This window comes from Caballeronia temeraria, assembly GCF_001544795.2.
Lineage (GTDB): Bacteria > Pseudomonadota > Gammaproteobacteria > Burkholderiales > Burkholderiaceae > Caballeronia > Caballeronia temeraria.
Genome location: NZ_FCOI02000008.1, coordinates 165178 through 185502, shown reverse-complemented (window position 1 = coordinate 185502; position 20325 = coordinate 165178). Strand labels below are relative to the sequence as shown.

Genomic DNA, 20325 nt, shown 5'->3' with positions numbered 1-20325 from the left:
CTGTCTCCTCACTGACGGCTCGACGCGCGGCCCGCGCCGCGCGCATAGCGGCGCTCGACGCGCGTCTGCACGAACGAAAGCACCGTGACGACGACGAGATACCAGATCGCCCCGACGATCAGCAGTTCGATCACGCGTCCGTTCGCGTAGTAGATGTTCTGCGCGTTGTGCAGCATCTCCGCGTACTGGATCACGCTCGCGAGCGACGTGAGCTTGACCATGCCGACGAGCTCGTTGCCGATGGGCGGCACGATCACGCGCATTGCCTGCGGCAGGATGATGCGGCGCAGTGCCTGAAGGCGCGGCATGCCGATCGACTTCGCCGCTTCGTATTGCCCGGTATCGACGGACAGCAGCCCCGCGCGCACCACTTCAGACGTATACGCGCCCTGATTGATGCCCAGCCCGAGAAGCGCCGCGAGAAACGGCGTCATGACATCGACCGTGCGCAGCGTGAACACGCCCGGAATGCCGACGGCCGGAAACACGAGCGCGAGGTTGAACCAGAGGAGCAGTTGCAGGATGACCGGCGTGCCGCGAAAGAGCCATACGTAGCCTTGCGAAATGGAGCTCAGCACCGGATTGCTGGAGAGCCGCATCACCGCCGTGATGACGCCGAGCGCGATGCCCAGCGCCATCGCGAGAATCGTCATCACGATGGTGTTGACGAGGCCCGTCAGGATCGTGCGTGCGGTGAGAAAGCGCCCGACCGTCTGCCACTCGATCTGCCCGCGCGCGAACGCCGCGACGATATATCCGATCACGACGACGATCGCCGCCGACGCCACATAGCGGCCCCAGTACCTGCGGCGCACGCGCTCGAGCTTCGGCTGCTCCGCTGTCATCGAATGCTGCGTCTGCTCGGCTGCGCTCAACATGCCGGACCTCCGTATTCGCTTGCCCATTCGCTTTGCCGCGCGAGCGCCAGCTTCAGTCGATCGATCTGCTCGACGACGCGCGCCGGCGCCGTGCCGCCGAAGCCGCTGCGTGCATCGACGGCGGCTTCGAGCGTGAGTCGGTCGAGCACATCGGCATGAAGACGCGGATCGACCGCGGCGAGCATGTCCGCCGTCAGATCGGACAACTCGATGCCGCGTTCCTCGCACACGCGCACCAGCGCGCCGGTGATCTCGTGCGCCTCGCTGAACGGAATGCCCCGCAGCGCGAGCCAGTCGGCCACTTCGGTTGCGAGCGTGAAGCCGAGCGGCGCCTGCCTGCGCAGTTCGTCGACGTTCACGCGCATCGTGCGGATCATGCCGGCCATCGCGGGCAGCGTGAGCGCGAGCGTGTCGATGCCGTCGAAGGCGGCGGTCTTGTCTTCGGCGAGATCGCGGTTGTACGCGAGGGGCAGCGACTTGAGCGTCGCGAGCAGGCCGCTCAGATTGCCGATCAGACGCCCCGCCTTGCCGCGCGTGAGTTCGGCGATGTCGGGGTTCTTCTTCTGCGGCATGATCGAGCTGCCGGTCGCGTAGCCGTCGTCGAGCTCGACCCAGCGGAACTGGCGCGAGGTCCACAGAATCACCTCTTCCGAGAGACGCGACAGGTCCACTGCCAGCATGCTCGTCACGAACAGGAATTCCGCGACGTGATCGCGTGCCGCGACGGCATCGATGGAGTTTTCGCAGGGCGCGTCGTAGCCGAGCTCCTGCGCCGAAAGCGCCGGATTCACGCAGATGGCCGAGCCCGCGAGCGCCGCCGCGCCGAGCGGCGAACGCGCGCTGCGGCGGTCCCAGTCGATCAGGCGATCGACATCCCGATAGAACGCCTGCGCATGCGCCAGCAACTGATGCGCGAACACGACAGGCTGCGCCGGCTGCAGATGCGTGAAGCCCGTGCTATAGCTGCGCAGATGGGTCTGCGCCTGAGCGACGAGCGCGTCCTGCAGCGCGATCACGTCGCGGGCGATCCTGCGCGCCTTGTCCCGCAGGAACAGGCGCAGGTCGTTGGCGGCCTGGTCGTTGCGCGAGCGGCCCGCGCGCAGCTTCGCGCCCGCCGCGCCGAGCCGTTCGGTGAGCACGCGCTCGAGGAACGTGTGCACGTCCTCGTCGTGCGGCGACGGCGCAAGCCGCCCTTCGACGAATTCAGCGCGCACCCGCTCCATTTCGGCCAGAAGGCTTTGCAGTTCGTCCGCGTTGAGTACGCCCGCGCGCTGCAACTCGCGGGCATGCGCCTTCGAGCCGGCCAGGTCATACGGCGCGAGCCTGAAAAAGCTTTCCTCGGAGCGCGAGAGCGCCTTGAGCTCGGCCGCCGGCGCCGATCTGAAACGCCCGCCCCACAGTCGTTCGGTCCCTTCCGTCACCTTCATGCCTTCGTCCTCGTCACGTTGAGTTCACGACGAGCATAGGCCTACAATTTTTTTGTTTGTAGCGAGATTTTGAACCTGCTTTAATGAAATTTTTCTCAGCATCTCAATCGTGAACGTGCCGAACGACCATGCGTAGCCGTCTGCCGCCGCTCAATCCGCTGCGCGCTTTCGAAGCGACCGCGCGCCATGCCACTGTCGCCAAAGCCGCCGACGAGTTGAACGTCACGGCAAGCGCGGTCAGCCATCAGGTGCGCGTGCTGGAGGAGTCGCTCGGCGTCGAGTTGTTTATTCGCTCGCGGGCGCGGCTCAAGCTCACGCCGGCGGGCGAAGCGTTGCTGCCCTCGGTGCGCGGCGCTTTCGAGATGATCGCCACGGCCGTGGCGAAAGTCGGGGAAACGGTCGTCGCAGGCGATCTGGTCGTCTCGGCGCCGCTGTCGTTCACTTCGCGCTGGCTCGCGCGGCATATCGGGGATTTTCTGCATCGCTATCCGGCGATCAAGCTGAAGCTGATTCCGTCGAACGACGACAAGGAAGTCTATTCGCCTGACGTGGACGTCTGCATCCGTTACGGCGAAGCGCACTGGAAAGACCGTTCGGTGACGCTAATCGAGCATCCGTCGCTCTATCCGGTGGTGAGTCCCGCGCTGATGAACGGTCCGAAGGCGATCCGCTCGCCCGACGACCTGCGTCACTATGCGCTCTTCTGCGAACACGCCGGTTCGTGGATGCGCTGGCTCATGGAAGCCAAGGTGGAGCATCCCGAGCGCATGCGCATTCTGGAGATCGGCAATGCGCATATCGCCATCGAAGCCGCCCTGCACGGTCAGGGCGTCGCACTCGGCGACAGCATCTCCGTGCGCGATGATCTCGTCGAAGGCACGCTCGTTCGGCCATTCAAGGCGACGGTGCCCTCGCGCCATCCGTATCACATCGTGCGGCCGCCGGAGCGCGCTGAATCGGCGCTCGCATCTGTGTTCGTATTCTGGCTCGAACAGCAACTCAGCGAGTCGACATGAGCGTGCAGCGGATGATCGAAAAGCTGTTCCCGGCCATTGCTCGCGTCATGGATCGTTGGACTCGATCGTGAACTTCGCCATCGCCGACCAGTCCCGATCGCCCATTCCCGCCGCGATCGTTTGAGCCATGCGCGCATGTACCGCCGCCAGCACGGGCAACACACGGCCCGCCTCCTCGGCCGCTTCGGCCGCCAGCCGCAGATCCTTCATGCCGAGCGTGGCCTTGAAGCCCGGCTCGTAGTTTCCCTTTGCGATGTTCGCGGAATAAACCTGATACGAGCGACTGCCAAACAGCGTGTTCAGGATCAGGTCGAAGAATCGCGCGCGCGGCAAGCCGTTTGCCTCCGTCAGGACGACGGCTTCGGCCATTGCTTCGATCGCCATCGTAATCATCATGTTGCAGGCGATTTTTGCGGCGTTGGCGGTCGGCGCCTGGTCGCCCATATCCCAGACGCGACCGCCGATCACGTCGAGCAGCGGCCGCACCTTCGCCACGGCATCGGGCGGGCCGCCCGCCAGCACGTTGAGTTCGCCCTTCGCCGCGACGTCGGGGCGTCCGAGCACCGGCGCGGAAACATAACCCATGCGTGCCGATTCATGGGCCGCAACGAGCTCGCGCGCGAACGCAACCGAGATCGTCGACGTGACCACATGAACGAGCCCCGGCTTCGCCTGCGCGAGCACGCCGGACGCGATGAGCGTCGAGCGGATCGCATCGTCGTCGGAGAGCATGGTGAGCACGGCGTCGCCCTGAAACGCCTCGACCGGCGAGGCGACCGTCGCCACGCCGTCCACCGTTCCGCCCGAGCGATTCCACGCCTTCACGTCATGTCCCGCCTGCGCCAGATTGCGCGCCATCGCGCGTCCCATCGCGCCAAGACCGATGATGCCGATTTCCATGAATGTGTCTCCCGGATTCGAAACGTCGACAGTAGGAATCCTAAATTTATAGCGATAATGCCCGCGCACGGCGCGGGGCGATCTCGGTGAAGTGCGGCAGATCGGCCATCACTTCCGAGGCTTCCGGCTACGCGAACGCCGCATCGACCGAGGCTTCGTCGCGAAACCGGCATTCGCAGATCACGAGCGCGCCGGCCTGCTCCGCCGCCGGAAAAAACGCAGCGACACCGGTCAGGCCGTAATGCGACCAGTGACGCATGACGAGCGGCAGATGATGCCCGACGTAGTAAGCCCGATCGAAACGCGCGCCGGGTTCGCCTTCATACGTCACGTAAACCGTGACGGCGGAATCATTCGTCATCGCTTCCTCCTGATAAGCAGTTGCCATGCGCCGCACGATAGATTGCATTGACGATGCTCTCGTAGCCCGTGCATCGGCACAGGTTGCCGCTGATGGCGCGCCGTATCGCTTCGTGACTCGGCAACGGATTGCGCTTCAACAGATCCGCGGCCGCGACGATCATGCCGCTCGTGCAAAAGCCGCACTGGAATCCGTTCTCCGCGATAAACGCCTCCTGCAGCGTCTCGATGCCTTCGATGCCCTCGATCGTTCGCACATCGTTGCCCGAAATCGACGCCGCCAGCATGAGGCAGGACTTTCTTACCTCGCCATCGACCAGCACGGTGCACGCCCCGCAATCGCCGGTCAGACAGCCGACGCGGGTTCCTTTTGCATCCAGCGCATCGCGGATCAGTTCGACGAGCAGCAGCCGTGAGTCCACGTCCGCGAAACGCGACTCGCCGTTGAGCGTCAGCCGCACCTGAATCGTTCCTGTCATGTCTTCGCTCCCGCGAGTAGCGTGCGCAAATGCCGCCTCACGACACCCGGCACGATGGCGCGGCGGTAATGACCATCCGCGAGTTCGTCGCTCCAGCCTTCGCCGACGAGATCGAGCGCTGTGCTCGCCGCCTGCTCGATGACGGCATCGGGCGCGAGCAACGATCTCTCCTCGATCATGAAGCAGCGGTACGCCGGCCGGCGTCCTGCCGCGCCGACCGCGAGCCGCACGCTCATTTGCGCGCCACGATGCAACGAGCACGCGACGGTCACGATGGGCCACGAACTCGCGCTCGCCTTGTACTTCTGGTACTGGCAGCCGATGAGCGTCGCGTCGCGCGGGACGAGAATGCCCGTGAGGAATTCGTCCGCGCGCCGCGCCGTACGAAACGCATCGGCGAAAAAATCACGCGCCGGCATGCAACGCTTGCCGTGGGACGAGCGCAATTCGAACACGGCCTCCAGCGCCGCAAGACAGCCTGGCGCATCGGACGATGGATTCGCGAAGCTCGCGGCCCCGCCGAGCGTTCCCTGATTGAGGATCGATGCGCCGCCCGTGACTTGCGCGGCCATCGCGGCGAGCAGCGGCGCATGGCTTGCGACGATCGGCGAGGCGAGCAGCTGCGCGTAAGTCGTCATCGCGCCGATACGCAGGTGCGTGCCGTCGAGCACGATCGAATCCAGACCGAGCGCGCTCAGACTGATGAGATGCGCGGGCCGCACGAGATTCGCCGACATCGACGGCACCAGCATCGTGCCGCCGCCGAGCACGGACGCGTCCTCACCGAAGCGAGCCAGCAAGTCCGCTGCTTCGTCGAGTTCCTTTGGCTGATGAAAATCGAAGCGATGCCCTATCATGCGAATCGCTCCTGCAAGGAAGCGATCACGCGCGCGGGCGTCGCCGGCACGTGCGCGAGGCACGCGTCGTCACCCAGCGCATTCGCCACGGCATTGCTGACGGCCGCAAGCGCGCCGCCGAGCCCCGATTCGCCCGCGCCCTTCATCCCGAGCGGATGAAACGGATTGAGCGTCACGCGATGCCCGACGCGGATCGGCGGAAGATCGTTTGCACGCGGCAGCAGATAGCTCTTGAAGCGATCGGTGATCATGCGATTCTGCTCGTCCATCCTGATGAGTTCCCACAGCGCCACGCCGATGCCCATCACGATCGCGCCCCTCAACTGCGCTTCCACGAGCGCGGGGTTGACCATCGCGCCGCAGTCGTGCACCACGGCATAGTCGAGCAGCGTGCTGTTGCCGGTGGCCATGTCGAGTTCGAGCGCCACGGCATGCACCGAATACGAGAACGTCGGATACGTGGCGATGCGGCCTTGCGCGTCCGGCTCCACGCGCACGTTCTTCGGCGCGAAGCTGCGCGTCACTTCGAGCGGAGGCGTCACGCCCGCAGCCACGGTGAACGGACGCAAGTGGGCGCCGAGTGCGAGCTCGGCCACGGCGATCTGCGCACCGTTCGACTGGCGGCGCGCGTGCCCGTCGCGCAGCACGATGTCGTCGGCCTTTCCGCCGAGCATGTTGGCGGCGCACTGCGCTAGCCGGTCACGCAGTTCGCGCGCGGCGAGGTACGCCGCCGTGCCGCCGTACATGAGCGCACGGCTGCTGGCGTTGCCGGTGCCGAGCGGCGTCACGTCGGTATCGCCTTCGATGATGCTCACCTGGTCGGCGCGCAAGCCGAGCTCGCCCGCGACCATCTGCGCGATGCCGGTGTCGCTGCCGCTGCCGGGGGACGTCACGCCTGTCAGCACCTGCACGTCGCCCGACGGCATCATGCGGACCGTGGATGTCTCGTAGCCGTTCGGAAAATTGCCCGGCCGTGCGCCGCCCTCCGGCGTGAGTTCGAACGCAACGCCGATCCCGATGCGGCACTCCGAATCGCGCGCGGCGCGCGCCCGCGCCTGCCATCGCGGGTAGTCGAACATCGTGAGCAACTGCTCGAGGCCGCCCGGATAGTCACCGCTGTCCACGTTCAGGCCGGATGGCAGAAGGCGCGGCAAGGCTTCGCGCGCGACGAGGTTGCGGCGGCGCAGTTCGATCGGGTCCATGCCGGTCTGTTGCGCGAGCAGATCGATCGCGCGTTCGAGCACGAGATTGCCGATCTCCTTGCCGTAACCGCGTATGGCCTGCCACGGCGGCTGGTTGGTCATGGCCAGCGAGCACTCGACATCGCAATGCTCGATCGTATAGACGGTCGGAAACACGGCCGGCGTCACGAGCGCCATCGCCCAGCTATGACCGGCGCCGATGATCCCGACATCCACGAGGATGCGATCACGCCAGCCGATCAGCCTGCCGTTCTCATCCGCGGCAATCTCGAAGCTGTGATGCTGCGAACGCGCGCCCGCGAGCAGGGTTTCGCGACGCTCCTCGATCCATGCCACAGGGCGCTTCGTGAGCCGGCTGAAGAGCGCGACCAGCACTTCCTCCGGATGCCCCGCCATCTTGAGCCCGAACGTGCCGCCGATACGCGGCGCGATCACGCGCACCTGCGACTCCTTCACGCGCAGCGCCGCAGCGATCAGCCAGCGGCTCGTATGGGGATTCTGGAACGTGCCGGTAAGCGCGTAACGCTCGCCGCGCGTATCCCACTCGGCGACATAGCAGAGCGTTTCGATCGGCGCGCTCGTCGACGAGCCGATTGTCAATTCGCCTCGCGCGATATGTGCCGCGCGCGCGAACGCGGCATCGGCGTCGCCTGAGCGGATGCGGTCGTGCACGAGCAAATTCGTGTCCCAGCCGGGCTGGACGATCGGCGCACCGTCGCGCAAGGCGTCGCGCGCGCTCGCGGTCGGCGTGTGCACTTCATAGTCGATGCGAATCTTCGCGAGCGCCGCTTGCGCATCGTGAACCGATGTCGCCACGAGCGCCGCCACGGGTTGACCGAAGTACGTCGCCTCTCCGAGCGCGAGGCAGCGGCTCTGTAGCGGACCGCGCGCGCCTTTCGCGGGCAGGTCCATCGCCGGCGGCATCGCATCGCTGAAGCGGGCCGCGTCCTCGCCCGTCAGTCCCGCGACGACGCCGGGCATCGCCAGCGCGTCGGACAGGTCGATCGACACGATCCTCGCGCACGCATGCGCGCTGCGCAGTATGGCGAGATGGAGGGCGTCGCGAGGAATGAGGTCGGCGCTGTAGTCGACACGTCCCGAGACGAAGCGCGCGCCATCGAGCCGCGCCACGCTCTCTCCGAGCAGGCTCCCCGGCGATGCATCCTTGAAGGTCTGTTCCATGTTGGCCGCGTGCGTGCCCGCTTGCGCAGGCGTCGACGTTCGTTGGTTGATCATGCATTCGCCTGGCGGCCGGTACGCATGCACAGCAGCGCGCATGCACCCAGTGCAAGCAGCGTGGTCATCAGATAAAGCCCGCTGCTCAGCGTGCCGCTCAGGGTCTTGAGCCAGCCCATTGCGAACGGACTGGCAAAGCCGCCTAGCAGGCCGAGGCTGTTGACGAAGGCGATTGCGGCAGCAGCCACGGATGAGCCCGCGAAGTAGTCCGACGCGAGCGACCACAGCAGCGGAAGCGTGACGAACACCGTAGTCGATGCGATCGTCAGCAACACGATGGTCGCAGTCAGATCATGCGCCATAAGCGGCAGCAGCGAAAGCGCGATTGCCCCTGTGAAGGCGGCCAGCGCGCCATGCCAGCGACGCTCGAGCAGCCGGTCCGAGTTGCGGCAGATCAGCACCATGCCGACGGCCGCGATACCGTAGGGAATCGCCGATAGCCAGCCGACGCGCTCCACGCTCGTCGCGCCCGCGCTCCTGAGGACCGTCGGCAACCAGAAGCTCAGCGCATACGTGCCGCATATGAACGTGAAATACGCGAAGCTCATCACGTACACCTTCGGATCGGCGATCACCTGCCGCAACTGCCCGGTATGCTTTGCCTCCGTGTCGCTGCCTTCGGCACGCAACGCATGACGCAACGCTTCGCGCTCCGGCTCGGTCAGCCATTTCGCACGCCCGATGTCGTCCGACAGCGTGAACCACGTCACGATGCCGAGCAGCACCGCAGGAGCCGCTTCGACGATATAGAGCCACTGCCAGCCCGCGAGACCCGCGACGCCGCCGAGCCGCGACATCGCCCAGCCCGACACCGGCCCGCCGATCACCCCCGCGATCGGAAAGCCCGTCATGAAAAGCCCGAGAATCTGGCCGCGGCGATGACGTGGAAACCACTGGCTCAGGTAGTACACGACGCCCGGAAAGAAGCCGGCCTCGAACACGCCGAGCAGAAAGCGCAGCCCGTAGAACGCCGCCGGGCTCGATACCGTCGCCATCGCGCAGCCGGTGATGCCCCACAGAAGCATGATGCGCGTGATGGTCTTGCGTGCGCCGATGCGCTGCAAAAGCAGATTGCTCGGTACCTCGAACAGAAAATAGCCGATGAAGAAAATGCCCGCGCCCAGACCGTACACCGCATCGCTGAAGCCGAGCGCGTCCTGCATCTGAAGCTTGGCGAAGCCGACGTTGATGCGGTCCAGATACGCGACCACGTAGCAGACGATCAGCAGCGGCACGAGCCGCAGCGCGACTTTGAAATACAGCGCACGTTGCGTGTCCATCTGGGCCGTCGCCGGGGCGGGCGAGTGTGTATCGAGAGCGATTTTGCGCGACATGATGGCCCTCTCAATGGGGGTGGACGGAACGGCATACGAACGACGGAAAGCGTCTCATGAAGCTGTCTCCTTGAACCTGCGGACATGCTGATGGTCCGCGGCATCTGCTCTTGTGAGGGCGCACCCGAAGGCGGCGAGTTGTTCATATCGAAAACTGATCGATCGAACAGTCAGCACAGTAACGGAGGAGCAAACACCCGGTCAACCGGAAGCATGACCGGAATTTCCCTTGTTGACTGATCGATCAGTCAGGACTAGTATCGGCGCTTGATTGCCTTGCGTGGATGCATGCCAACGCCTTCGTCGGCGTGCGCCGGCGCGATTTTCAACGTTCAGCAGAGGACAGAGCCGTGAGCACCTTCGACGATTACGCAGACAAGTTCGAGACCATCCGCATGACGCGCACCGACGGCGTACTGGAGATGCACTTCCACACGCACGGCGGGCCGCTCGTGTGGAATCTGACGGCACACCGCGAGTTCGAGCAGGCGTTTCTCGACGTCGGCCGCGACCGGGAAAACGACGTCGTGATCATGACCGGCACGGGCGATGCGTTCAGCGGGCCGTCCATCGCGCCGGGCATGCACCAGAACCGCAATTCGATGACCCCCACGATCTACGATCCGATCTACTGGGAAGCGAAGCATCTGCTCATCAACCTGCTCAATATCGAAGCGCCGGTGATCAGCATCATCAACGGGCCGGCCGTGCGGCACGCGGAGCTTCCGCTGCTCGGCGACATCGTGCTGGCATCGGACACGGCGACGATCCAGGACACCGCGCACTTCCAGGGCGGCATGGTGCCGGGCGACGGCATGCACCTGATCATGCCGCTGCTGATGGGCCGCGCGCGCGGCCACTACTTTCTGCTGACGGGTCAGAGCATCTCGGCCAGCGAGGCGCTGGAGATGGGCCTCGTCAACGAAGTGCTGCCGCCGGCAGACCTGCTGCCGCGGGCCCGCGAACTCGCCAGGTCGATGCTCAGGCAACCGCGTCTCGTGCGACGCTATACGCGCACCTGCCTGAATCAGGAACTGAAATCTCGCCTGCACGACGTCCTGGGTTACGGACTCGCGCTCGAAGGCATCGCCCGCATGAGGGAGCCGGCCGTCTGAGCGGACGGCCCGGATTCGTCGATATATCAACGTCAGGATCAAGGAGGCAACATGACTGTCAGCAGCATCACGAGACCGATCGACATGGTGGGTTCGGTCATCGACGTGATCGATTCCACGCCCGATGTGCTGGGCGAATCGATCATCTGGGACGAGAAGACGCAACTGCTCTGGTGGGTGGATGGCATCGGGCAGGCGATCCATCGCCTCGACATGTCGAGCGGCGCCAAGAAAAGCTGGCCGATGCAGGAAGAAATCGGCAGCATCGGTCTGCGCGCGAAGGGCGGCCTGATCGTCGGGATGCGCTCAGGCTTCTACTTTTTCTCGCCCGAAACCGGCGAGCTGACCGAAGTGGCGCGCCCCGACGCCGAGCGGCCGAAGAACCGCTTCAACGACGGCAAATGCGATCGTCACGGCCGCTACTGGTCCGGTACGGTAGAAGCGGCCGCGTACACGCCGCGCGGGCGTCTCTTCCGTCTCGATCCCGATCTGAAGCCGCATCTGATCATGGAAGGCATCACCTGCATCAACGGCATCAGCTTCAGCCCCGATAACCGGCTCATGTACATGACCGATTCGTTCAGCTGCCAGATCGACGTGTTCGACTACGATTCGGTCGATGGCGCCATCTACAACCGCCGCAAGTTCGCCGAAGTGCCGCTCGGGCGCGGCATCTGCGACGGCTCGACCGTCGATGCCGACGGCTGCTTCTGGAGCGCGAACATGGACGGCTGGTGCGTCACGCGCTATGACCCGCGCGGGAGAATCGACATGGTCGTCAATTTGCCGGTGCGACGCGTGAGCAGCCTCTGCTTCGGCGGTCCGGACCTCGATACCCTCTTCATCACGACGGCGCGCCGGCGGATGAGCGAGAAGGAACTCGCGCAGCAGCCGCTCGCGGGCAACGTGCTCGCGGTGCGGCCCGGCGTGAAGGGTCTGCCGGAGCCGGAGTTTCTCGGATAAGGGCGTGCGCGGGCCGATCGTCGCGTTAGGTCGCGACGATCGCGATATACTGACTGATCGATCGAATAGTAAGGCCACGGAGTCTGCGGAGATGAAAACACCACGCGAAAAGAAGGCGTCCGCACACGCCGGCAACGGCGCTCAGGAACCCGACCGCGCGCCGGGAACGCGCCTGTCCGCGATCCTGAATGCGGCCGAGCGCGTGTTCGGCGAGCATGGCTACGCCGGCGCGAGCATGCGAAACATCGCGGACGAAGCGGGCGTCGCGCAGGCGCTCGTGCACTATCACTACGCGACCAAGGACAAGCTCTACGAGGCCGTATTCGAGCGGCGCTCGTCAGCGATCAATCAACACCGTGGCAAGTTGCTCGACGACCTGTTCGCGAGCGAACGCACCGCCACCGTCGAAGACGTGCTGACGATCGCCTTCACGCCGCTGTCGGAGATTTTTCATGGCGAGGATGCCGTGAATCTGGCGCTTTACGTGCAACTGGTGGCGTCGGTCAGCCTCGGCAGCGACGAGCGTTCGCGGCGAATCCGCGAGACTTACTATGACCCGATCGCTGAACGCATCATCGATGCGCTGCATACGGTCATGCCGGGCATCTCGCGCGAACACGCCACGTGGGCCTATCTGTTTTCCGTCGGCGCACGGCAGCAGGCGCATGCACTCAACGGGCGTGCCGCGCGCCTGGGCGCTTCCGCGCGGACCTCGACATCGACCGCGCATTACGAGCAACTCGTGCGATTCGCCGCGGCGGGCGTTCGGGCGCTGGTCGAGCATTCGGTGGAGAGCCCCCCGGAACGCGCGGCGAAAGCCGCAGTGCCGAAGCGCTCTCGTCGGGCGGAACAGGTTCGATCAGAGTAAGCGGGAACGGCATCGCCGAATGTTCATGGCGATGCCGGATGACCGCTCGGAGCCGGATCGACGACACTCAGGCCTCGCAAGCGGCGGGCTTCGTCGCGCAGGAACTGCTGGTAATCGTCCAGATCGCCGTCGAAGGGCTCGACGCCGCCCTTGGTGACGAGCCAGAACTCGTCACATACCGCGCGCAGCAGCGACCGGTCGTGACTGACCAGCATCACCGTGCCTTCGAATTCGTTGAGTGCCATGCCCAGCGCTTCGCGTGTGGCGAGGTCGAGGTGGTTCGTAGGCTCGTCGAGCAGCAGCAGGTTCGGACGCTGCCACACGATCATGCACAACACGAGCCGCGCCTTTTCGCCGCCGCTCATGGTGCCGACCGCCTGATGCACCATGTCGCCACTGAAGTTGAAGCTGCCGAGAAAAGTGCGAAGCGATTGCTCGGTGCCGCTCTGCCCGGGCGCTCGCATGTGCGCCGGCGTGTCCCTGGCAAGGCGGATCATGTGTTCCATCGGCGTGTCCAGAGGACGCAGCACGTCGAGTTCCTGCTGTGCAAAATAGCCGATGTTAAGGCCCTTGCCTTCGCTGATTTCACCGGCGATCGGCGCCAGCGCGTGCGCCACCGTCTTCACCAGCGTGGACTTGCCTTGGCCGTTGGCGCCGAGAATGCCGATGCGCTGCCCGGCCAGCACGGATCGGTTGATGCCCCGCACGATGACCGTCGGTGGCGTGCCCGGCGGGGCGTCGGCTGGCGCCGGATAGCCGAAGTTCGCATCCAGCATCGACAAAAGCGGGTTCGGGACGTTGAGCGGCTCCTTGAACTCGAAGCTGAACTCTGCGTCGGCCAGCACGGGCGCGATCTTTTCCATGCGTTCGAGCGCTTTGACCCGGCTCTGCGCCTGCTTCGCCTTCGACGCCTTGGCCTTGAAGCGGTCGATGAATTTCTGCAGATGGGCGATCTTTTCCGCCTGCTTGGCCATCGCCGCCTGCTGCAACACGAGCTGCTCGGCGCGCATGTCTTCGAACTTGCTGTAATTGCCGCCATAGCGCACGAGCTTGGCGTTGTCGACGTGCACCGTGACCTGCGTCACCGCATCGAGGAATTCGCGATCGTGGCTGATCACGACCAACGTTCCCTGATAGCGCTTGAGCCACGCTTCCAGCCAGACCAGCGCGTCGAGGTCAAGGTGATTGGTCGGTTCGTCGAGCAGCAACAAGTCCGACGGGCACATGAGCGCGCGCGCCAGTTGCAGTCGCATGCGCCAGCCGCCGGAGAAACTGTTGACCGGCTGACTAAGCTGCGCGTCAGTGAAACCGAGGCCCAGGATCAGCGCCTGGGCACGCGCCGGAGCATCGTGCGCTCCGGCATCGTGCAGGTCCATATAGGCGTGCGCCATGCGCATGCCGTCGTCGCTGGCCTCGGCGGCTGCCACTTCGGCCTGCGCGGCCAGCAGCACGGTGTCGCCCTCGACAACGAAGTCGGTCGCGCTCTGCTCGGTCTCCGGCATCTCCTGCGCAACCTGGCCCATCTTCCACGCAGCTGGAATCGAGAACTCGCCGCTGTCCTCGTGCAGCGTGCCGTTGAGAAGGCCGAAGAACGACGACTTGCCGGCGCCATTGCGGCCAACCAGGCCAATCTTTTCGCCGGGGGTAAAGGTGACGGATGCGCGGTCGAGCACGACATTCACGCCGCGGCGCAGCGTGACATTACGGACGGAAATCATAGGGAGCTACTTCGGAGAGGAAAGGCATGATAGCCCACCTGACCTACAGGCCTATCGCTTTTTTGGCTGGACGAGCGCAGGGCCAGTTGCGATTTGCGGGGCACATCGGCCCACAAAGCGTGGCGGGTACTGGATTCACCGGGCCTGACGAAGACACGGCGACGTGCCTGCTCTTCCTCCAGCGGATCTCAGCCTGCAGTCTCACGCAATGGCGCGGGAGGAACAACAGTCTTGACGAGGCCCGTTTTAACGTCGTAAACCAGCCCCGACACAACCAGATCATCGGGAAGGTCCTTGTTGGCCCGGAGTGCCGCGACGTCGAGGGCCACCGCCTCGTATGGCTCGGTGATGGCGAGTTCGTCGAGCGTGTCCGCCTCGACACCAAGATGCTTCGCGAGCAACGCGGGTGCGTGCGTGTGGCAGCCGATGATCCCGCAATCCGTGTGCTGAAGCAGGACGAGATTGCGCGCACCATCGGGACGTCCCGCTGCTTTCGCTACAACCCTCAGCACCGCCAGCGTTTCCAGCAACGGCTTGTTGATCCGGCCGCCGACGTTGCGAATGACGGCCGCCTCACCCTGCTTCAAGCCAAGCACAGTAGCGGGATCGACGCGCGGATCGACACATCCGATGACGATCGTTCCCGTCGACGGCATCATCTTCAGTTCAGGGGCGAACGCCGTGTGTGCGAACTCGGCATTGCGCTCCAGCATGACATCGTTGAAGTTCATTCTGCTCACTCCTTCGTAGTTGACTCGATGTTGCGTGGTTGAATGTCAGGCGTTTGCCGCAGCGCCCTCACGCGATGCGCACTCGACGCCGGTATCGCTGATTCCGCGCTCTTCACTCGGCGCACGTACCGACCGCTCGATGACGTGTAACCTCGGCGCGCGGTCGATCACAAGGCCAAGCACATCGGGACGGCTGTAATGACCACGCGAGTCCATCATGCGTTTGCGCTTGTCGATCTGCCAGAAATCCAGATCGGCGATGATCTCGCCCTCCCCTTCACGCAGCGGCGCGCCGCCCATGTACTCGCCCTCCGGCGAAACGATCGCGGTGAAACAGCCGCTGGAAATCGGGCCGATCTGGGTCGTGCGGGTATCCTGCAGAATCTGCTGTTGCTGCTCGGGCGTCAGCCAGGCGGTCGCGTTGACCACGAAGGCGCCCGCCTCCAGCGCGTGCTGGCGGATGTTCACGGCGATCTGCTCGGAGAACAGATCACCAGCGAACGAACCCGGGTACATGGCCGAATGGATTTCCTCGCCATCGGCCATCAGCGCGTATCGTGCGAGCGGGTTGTAATGCTCCCAGCAGGCCAACTGGCCCACTCGCCCCACGGCTGTATCGATTGCGCGCAAGCCGGAGCCATCGCCCATTCCCCAGACCATTCGTTCGTGATAGGTCGGCGAGAGTTTGCGGCGCCGCTGCACGAGCGTGCCATCGGCGTCGAACAGCAGTTGCGTGTTGTAGATCGTTCCGCCGTCGCGTTCATTGACGCCGATCGACACCACCATCGCAACCTGGCGTGCTGCTTCGCCGATTGCGCGCGTCGTGTCCGACGGTACCGTCACCGCCTGCTCCAGCAGCTTGTAATGCTCCGCGCCCATCGCAAATGGCGATTCGATGAAGGAGAAGTACGGATAATAGGGAACGACAGTCTCGGGGAACGTCGCGAACTGGACGCCCTGCTTGCCGAGCTCCAGAATCTTTCTGACGACTTTATCGACGGTGCCTTCCCGGCTGTAGAGAACAGGCGCGATCTGAACGGCTGCGGCCCGGATGATTTTCGACATGATGATGTTCCTTTCGTTGCTGCGAAGCGTTGAGAGAAGTGCTTGTACCTTAACGTCGCGAGCCATTACGATCTATGTCGTTGTTGCCACCATTCATGACATCCACCGCTCGGGCGCGGACCGCGCACTGCTCTGGATCGCGCGGCTACTATCTGGGAATGCATCCAGGCAAACGCCCATCCACATCACGTTCCTTTTTCGGACGGCAGGATCAGATATGCACCGGATTGGCTTCATCGTGCCGCCAAGATTTCAGATGATGAGCCTCGCGGCCCTGACGGTGTTCGAGATTGCGAACATGCCTCATGGAGGCCGGAGCTACGACGTCCGTGTGCTGTCTGAACACGGTGGTCCCGTCGAGTCTTCGGGCGGCATGAAGCTGGAGACCGAAGCATTTGGCGATGCCGCATTCGACACGGTCATCGTAGGCTCGATCACGGAAATGCGAATCTCGTCCCCCGATGCTGCCGTGGTGGCTTTCGTGAAAGAGGCAGCCGAGGTATCGAGACGAATTGCGTCGATATGCAGCGGTGCATTCGTTCTGGCCGAAGCCGGCCTGCTCGATGGCCGGCGCGCGACCATGCATTGGGCGCATGCATCGGAATTCAGGGCGCGGTTCCCGAACGTCATCACGGAGGAAAACCGGATCTTCATCAACGACGGGCCGATCTGGACGTCGGCTGGAATGACGGCCGGTATCGACCTTGCGTTGGCGTTGCTCGACAATGACCTCGGTGCCGATACCGCGAAAATGGTCGCGCGGCTCCTCGTCATGAATCAGCGTCGTCTTGGCGGGCAGCTGCAACACTCCGCGCTGCTCGATATGACGCCCAAGTCCGACCGGATCGAACTCGTCCTCACGCACATTCGCCGCAACCTGCGCAATCCCCTCACCATCGAGGAACTTGCCGACGTGGCGAACCTCAGTCCGCGTCAGTTCAGCCGTGCCTTCGTTGCCGAGACCGGCCAGTCGCCGGCAAAAGCCGTGGAACAGCTTCGCCTGGAAGCAGCCCGATTCATGATCGAGCAAGGCCGCCACACGATCAACGTGGTCGCGCAGGAAACGGGTTTCGCGGACCGGGAGCGCATGCGCCGTGCGTTTCTCCGAACGTTCGGTGTGCCCGCCGATGTCATGCGCAGAACCGCCCGGCGGGAACCCGCCACCGGCAACTGAAACCGCCCGGTTCACGCAGCCGGACACGGCGGTTGCGGGACAAGGCCTGATGTACAGGTGTAACCACCTATCGTGTCCCGCTCGTGGCCGCTATCTCGACGAACGCCGCGGCTCTTCCCGTCTGCAGAAACTGCTCCGGCGTGGAGGTCGCGAACAAGTGCATTGCCCGGCTGATGATGCCCGTCCAGCCCGTCTGGTGGCTGGCGCCGAGCCCCGCGCCGTTGTCCCCGTGGAAGTACTCGTAAAACAGCAGGCAATCGCGCCAGTGCGGATCTTCCTGAAACTTTCGATTGCCGCCATGAACAGGCCGGCGGCCGTCGCTGCCGCGCAGGAAGATGCTCGATAACCTTCGGGTGATCTCTTCAGCGACTTCATAGAGCGTCATCTGATGTCCGGAGCCGGTCGGACACTCCACCTTGAAATCGTTCCCGTAGTAGCTGAAATACTGCAGCAGCGCACGAATGATGAGACCGTTCACGGGCATCCAGACGGGGCCGCGCCAGTTGGAATTGCCGCCGAACATGCCGGTGTCGGATTCCGCCGGCAAGTACGCAACGCGATATTCCTGTTCACCCAGGCGGTACACGTAAGGATGATCCGCGTGATACCGGGACAGCGAGCGGATGCCGTAGGGACTCAGAAACTCGTTCTCATCCAGCATCTTCGACAGCACGCGCCGCAGGTTCCTCTCGTTGAGGATCGACGCGAGACGGCGGTCGGCGACACCCTTCGACGTCATGTCGTGAATGGAAGCCATGATCTCCGGACGCGCCGCGAAAAACCGTTTGAGATTTTCGAAGGCATCGGGATAACGCTCCGTCAGCGCTCCATCGAACGAGGTGACGGCGCAAAGCGGAAGCAGTCCCACCATCGAGCGCACCTTGAGCCGCTCGGCGCGGCCATCGGGCAATCTCAGCACGTCGTAGAAGAACCCGTCTTCTTCGTCCCACATGCCGCTGCCTTCGCCGGTGCGCAACATCGACGAAGCAATCCATAAGAAGTGGGACACGAACTTCACGCACGTGTCCACATAGGCGGGGTTATTCAGCGCGAGTTGCACGGCGATCTCGAGCATGTTCTGGCAGAAAAGCGCCATCCAGGCGGTGCCGTCCGCCTGTTCCAGATATCCGCCCGTGGGCAGCGGTGCGCTTCGATCGAAGACGCCAATGTTGTCGAGGCCCAGAAAGCCGCCTTCGAAGACATTGTTGCCTTCCCGATCCTTGCGGTTCACCCACCACGTGAAGTTAAGGAGAAGCTTGTGAAAGGACCGTTCGAGCCAGACGAGATCGCCCCGTCCGTGGCGGTATTGCTCGAGACGATACGTAAAGATGGTCGCCCACGCATGCACCGGCGGATTGACGTCGCCGAAGTTCCACTCGTACGCCGGAAGCTGTCCGCTCGGATGCAGATAACGCTCCCGCAGCATCAGGTCGAGCTGCTGCTTGCCGAAGTCTTCATCCACGAGCGTGAGCGCGAGGACGTGAAAGGCAAGATCCCACGCCGCATACCACGGGTACTCCCATTTGTCCGGCATCGAGACGATGTCCGCGTTGTACATGTGATGCCAGTGATCGTTGCGCGGTGCGCGCCGTCTGGGATCGAACGGATTGGAGCCGCGTTCGGTCAACCATCTGTCGACGTCGTAGTAATAGAACTGCTTCGACCACATCATGCCGGCGAGCGCCTGACGCATCACGTTCGTTTCATCTGCATTGAGCGATGCCGGAATGACCTTCGCATAGAACTCGTCCGCTTCGCGATGGCGCGCTTGCAGGATTGCGTCGTAAGCGCTGCCGAACGCTTCGCTGCACGCAATCTCTGCCGAAGCATCGGGCGCGCGCGTATCCCGGACGAGGCGCATGCGCAGAACGTTTGACGCACCCGGCCCGACCATCAACGCATAATGCGCGGCGGCCTTCGTCCCGCGCTTTTCCGGGTTCACCGCCGCTTCCTGACCATGCACGATATAGCGGTCGATGCCGTCCTTGACGTAAGGCGAACGATTCGGGGTGCCGTCGAGGCGCTCGGTATTGGTTTCGTTTTCAGTGAAGAGAACCGAAGCGGCGCCTTCGCAATAGAGCCGCCATGCTCCCAGATCCGGATGAGAAGCGGCGATGACGCTCCCGGCGTCGTCTGCCCGGGCCTGACGAAGCGACGGCCGCGCCACCGCTTCGGCCCATGACCAGACATCGCGGAACCAGAGCGTCGGCAGGACATGCAGTGCGGCCGGATCGGGGCCGCGGTTGATCGCCGTGATCTGGATCAGTATGTCTTCCGCGGAAGCTTTCGCGTATTCCACAAAGATGTCGAAATAGCGGTCGTCGTCGAACACGCCGGTATCGATCAGCTCATACTCGAGTTCCTGGCGGCTGCGCTGACGATTCGTCTTCACGAGATCGTCGTAGGGATAAGCTGCCTGCGGATACTTGTACAGATACTTCATGTACGAATGCGTCGGCGTCGAGTCGAGATAACAATAGTATTCCTTAACATCTTCGCCCCGGTTTCCTTCGCCATTGGTCAGACCGAACATTCTTTCCTTGAGTATCGGGTCGTTGCCGTTCCATAGACTCACGGCGAAGCACAGGAGTTGCTCGTCGTCGGAGATTCCGGCCAGGCCGTCTTCGCCCCATCGGTACGCTCGAGAGCGCGCCTGATCGTGATTGAAATAGTTCCAGGCGTCGCCCGATTCGCTGTAGTCCTCGCGCACCGTGCCCCACTGCCGTTCCGACAGATAAGGTCCCCACTTCTTCCAGGGTGTGCCGCCGCGTCGGGCCTCATCGAGCCGGTCATGTTCTGCAGTCACTTGCTCCTCCGTCCATTTCGTGGAACTGACCGATTGCCGCTTCGACAATCCGGCGCCGAGTGCCTTCATGCTCGCTCGTAGCGCGGCGGCTCACTCTATTGCAGGAATTAATTAAGAGCTGCAATCAAGCTGCTCTGTGGCAGAGCGATGCCGCTTGTATGAATACCATTCTTTACCGATCGTGACTCGACCGACG

Annotated in this window: 17 protein-coding genes; 5 read left to right on the top strand and 12 right to left on the bottom strand. The window is 63.8% G+C overall.

Annotation, left to right across the window (positions count from 1 at the left end; all coding sequences use genetic code 11):
* Nucleotides 1–8: 8 nt before the first annotated feature.
* Together AWB76_RS14510 and argH are read right to left on the bottom strand one after the other, a co-directional pair.
* Nucleotides 9–878, bottom strand: a complete 870-nt coding sequence (locus AWB76_RS14510) for an amino acid ABC transporter permease (protein ID WP_061160811.1) — start codon at nt 876–878, stop codon at nt 9–11.
* Entirely contained in the window at nt 872–2305 is a 1434-nt protein-coding gene (gene argH, locus AWB76_RS14505) for an argininosuccinate lyase (protein ID WP_208606568.1), read from the bottom strand. Before argH ends, AWB76_RS14510 begins: the two co-directional genes overlap by 7 nt.
* Before the next feature lie 128 nt (nt 2306–2433).
* Here argH and AWB76_RS14500 point away from each other — a divergent pair, with 128 nt between their 5' ends.
* On the top strand, nt 2434–3321 hold the full coding sequence (locus tag AWB76_RS14500; protein WP_061160810.1) for a LysR substrate-binding domain-containing protein: 888 nt from the start codon (nt 2434–2436) through the stop codon (nt 3319–3321).
* A gap of 45 nt (nt 3322–3366) precedes the next feature.
* Here AWB76_RS14500 and AWB76_RS14495 read toward each other — a convergent pair whose 3' ends face one another.
* The 6 genes from AWB76_RS14495 to AWB76_RS14470 all read right to left on the bottom strand — a co-directional run bounded on the left by AWB76_RS14495 (nt 3367) and on the right by AWB76_RS14470 (nt 9689).
* Entirely contained in the window at nt 3367–4221 is an 855-nt protein-coding gene (locus AWB76_RS14495) for an NAD(P)-dependent oxidoreductase (protein WP_061160809.1), read from the bottom strand.
* Nucleotides 4222–4348: 127 nt separating this feature from the next.
* A complete protein-coding gene (locus AWB76_RS14490) occupies nt 4349–4582 on the bottom strand; it encodes an EthD family reductase (protein WP_244173355.1) in 234 nt (77 codons plus the stop codon).
* Nucleotides 4572–5060: a (2Fe-2S)-binding protein gene (locus AWB76_RS14485; protein WP_061160808.1), complete on the bottom strand. Its 489-nt coding sequence runs from the start codon at nt 5058–5060 to the stop codon at nt 4572–4574. Before AWB76_RS14485 ends, AWB76_RS14490 begins: the two co-directional genes overlap by 11 nt.
* Complete coding sequence (locus tag AWB76_RS14480) at nt 5057–5917, bottom strand: FAD binding domain-containing protein (protein ID WP_061160807.1); 861 nt, start codon at nt 5915–5917, stop codon at nt 5057–5059. The genes AWB76_RS14485 and AWB76_RS14480 overlap by 4 nt, the downstream gene beginning before the upstream one ends.
* Entirely contained in the window at nt 5914–8355 is a 2442-nt protein-coding gene (locus AWB76_RS14475; RefSeq protein ID WP_082864447.1) for a xanthine dehydrogenase family protein molybdopterin-binding subunit, read from the bottom strand. Before AWB76_RS14475 ends, AWB76_RS14480 begins: the two co-directional genes overlap by 4 nt.
* Nucleotides 8352–9689, bottom strand: coding sequence for an MFS transporter (locus AWB76_RS14470; protein WP_061160806.1), 1338 nt, complete (start codon nt 9687–9689; stop codon nt 8352–8354). Before AWB76_RS14470 ends, AWB76_RS14475 begins: the two co-directional genes overlap by 4 nt.
* A 350-nt stretch (nt 9690–10039) precedes the next feature.
* On the opposite strand from AWB76_RS14470, the gene AWB76_RS14465 reads away from it, so the two are divergent.
* The 3 genes from AWB76_RS14465 (at nt 10040) to AWB76_RS14455 (ending at nt 12635) form a co-directional block, all read left to right on the top strand.
* The gene (locus AWB76_RS14465) at nt 10040–10804 is read left to right on the top strand and encodes an enoyl-CoA hydratase/isomerase family protein (RefSeq protein WP_082864446.1); all 765 of its coding nucleotides are present in this window, start codon (nt 10040–10042) and stop codon (nt 10802–10804) included.
* Between the two features lie 51 nt (nt 10805–10855).
* Entirely contained in the window at nt 10856–11767 is a 912-nt protein-coding gene (locus AWB76_RS14460) for an SMP-30/gluconolactonase/LRE family protein (protein ID WP_061160804.1), read from the top strand.
* A gap of 91 nt (nt 11768–11858) precedes the next feature.
* Nucleotides 11859–12635, top strand: a complete 777-nt coding sequence (locus tag AWB76_RS14455) for a TetR/AcrR family transcriptional regulator (RefSeq protein WP_082864442.1) — start codon at nt 11859–11861, stop codon at nt 12633–12635.
* A 23-nt stretch (nt 12636–12658) separates the two neighbouring features.
* Here AWB76_RS14455 and AWB76_RS14450 read toward each other — a convergent pair whose 3' ends face one another.
* The 3 genes from AWB76_RS14450 to AWB76_RS14440 all read right to left on the bottom strand — a co-directional run bounded on the left by AWB76_RS14450 (nt 12659) and on the right by AWB76_RS14440 (nt 16149).
* Nucleotides 12659–14353: an ABC-F family ATP-binding cassette domain-containing protein gene (locus AWB76_RS14450; RefSeq protein ID WP_061160803.1), complete on the bottom strand. Its 1695-nt coding sequence runs from the start codon at nt 14351–14353 to the stop codon at nt 12659–12661.
* Nucleotides 14354–14541: 188 nt separating this feature from the next.
* Nucleotides 14542–15084, bottom strand: coding sequence for a carbonic anhydrase (locus tag AWB76_RS14445; protein WP_061160802.1), 543 nt, complete (start codon nt 15082–15084; stop codon nt 14542–14544).
* Between the two features lie 45 nt (nt 15085–15129).
* Nucleotides 15130–16149: a nitrilase-related carbon-nitrogen hydrolase gene (locus tag AWB76_RS14440; protein ID WP_061160801.1), complete on the bottom strand. Its 1020-nt coding sequence runs from the start codon at nt 16147–16149 to the stop codon at nt 15130–15132.
* Between the two features lie 217 nt (nt 16150–16366).
* Between AWB76_RS14440 and AWB76_RS14435 the strand changes: the two genes are divergently transcribed.
* Nucleotides 16367–17323, top strand: coding sequence for a GlxA family transcriptional regulator (locus AWB76_RS14435; RefSeq protein WP_061160800.1), 957 nt, complete (start codon nt 16367–16369; stop codon nt 17321–17323).
* 67 nt (nt 17324–17390) lie between these two features.
* Here the strand turns inward: AWB76_RS14435 and AWB76_RS14430 are convergent, their stop codons facing one another.
* A complete protein-coding gene (locus AWB76_RS14430; RefSeq protein WP_061160893.1) occupies nt 17391–20129 on the bottom strand; it encodes an MGH1-like glycoside hydrolase domain-containing protein in 2739 nt (912 codons plus the stop codon).
* Nucleotides 20130–20325 lie beyond the last annotated feature (196 nt).